Raw genomic sequence first — 1,290 nt, forward strand, 5'->3', positions numbered from 1 at the left:
TGTCCGAACCGGATAGATAGGTAACAGAATGGACTGATTAGATGGGTGACAGTTTTCTTGTCCGCCGGGAGGACCGGCGATGGTTTGGCGAGAGACTGGCATCATGGATGAGCGGCTTCGGTTTGTTGTGGAATGCCTTTCTGGCGAGGAGACGATGACGCAGCTGTGTACTGCCTTCGAGATCTCGCGCAAGACCGGGTACAAATGGCTTGGACGCTACCGGGAGTTCGGGCCGGAAGGCCTGCATGATCTGCCGCGGGCGCCGCTCGAGCACGGCCGGGCAACGGCAGCGGAGCTGGTGGAGCGGATCGTGGCGGAGAAGGAAGCGCATCCGCTGTGGGGGCCCAAGAAGATCATGGCCCGGCTGAAGCGTGCGGAGCCCTGCTGCGGTTGGCCTGCAGTCTCGACGGCCGGTGAGATCCTGAAGCGGCATGGACTTGTGGGGCGTAAGCGCAGGCGCTGGAAGGCGGCCGGCAACGGTCCATGGCCGGAGCCCGAGGGGCCGAACGCGCTGTGGACGGGCGATCACAAGGGCTGGTTCCGGACTGGCGACGGGTGGCGCTGCGAGCCGCTGACGGTGATGGATGGGGCGTGCCGCTATCTTCTGGCGCTCGAAGCGACGGGTTCGACGGCGGACGCCGAGGCCTGGCCGGTGTTCGAGCGCCTGTTTGAAGAGCATGGGCTGCCGGATCGGTTCAGAAGCGACAATGGCCCACCCTTCGCATCGCCTGGCGTCACGGGTCTGACGCCGCTTGCGGCGCGCTTCATCAAGCTTGGCATCGCTCTTGAGCGCATCCAGCCGGGCAAGCCGCAGCAGAACGGGCGCCATGAGCGCTTCCACCTGACCATGCTGCCGATGGCCAAGGCACCGGAGGCCGACAGGGCGGCTCAAGCTCAGGCTTTCGAGGCCTTCCGGCGCAGCTACAATGAGGAGCGCCCGCACGAGGCGCTTGGCATGGGCACCCCGGCGCAGCATTACCGTCCCTCGACCCGTCCCATGCCTAAGACGATCCCCGAGCCGGACTATCCGGCCGAGGCGGCGGTGCGCAGCGTGCGCCAGAACGGCGCCGTCAAATGGCAGGGCGCAGAGATCTACGTCTCGGCCACGCTGGCAGGCGAGCCGATTGCCATCGAAGAGACTGAGAACGGCCAATGGGCGGTGCGCTTCCATGCCCATCCGCTCGGCTTCATCGACCACAAGCACAGGAAACTGGTTCGCCGCAGCGCCGCGCCAACCCAACCGCTTGGCGCTGCCGCGAACCCATCATAAGGGGGAAAACTGTTACCTAT

The 1,290-nt window shown here is 65.5% G+C and carries 1 protein-coding gene; it reads left to right on the top strand.

From position 1 onward, the window contains the following. Nucleotides 1-79: 79 nt before the first annotated feature. Nucleotides 80-1,270 (top strand): integrase core domain-containing protein, encoded by a 1,191-nt coding sequence (locus tag AC0L2U_RS34640; protein ID WP_128364946.1) that lies wholly within the window; start codon nucleotides 80-82, stop codon nucleotides 1,268-1,270. Nucleotides 1,271-1,290: the final 20 nt, after the last annotated feature.

Source organism: Mesorhizobium sp. WSM4808, from assembly GCF_055811675.1.

What these genes read in the sequence shown, in the direction of transcription:
- AC0L2U_RS34640 (WP_128364946.1), top strand. Translation starts at nt 80, where the DNA reads ATGGTTTGGCGAGAGACTGGCATCATGGATGAGCGGCTTCGGTTTGTT.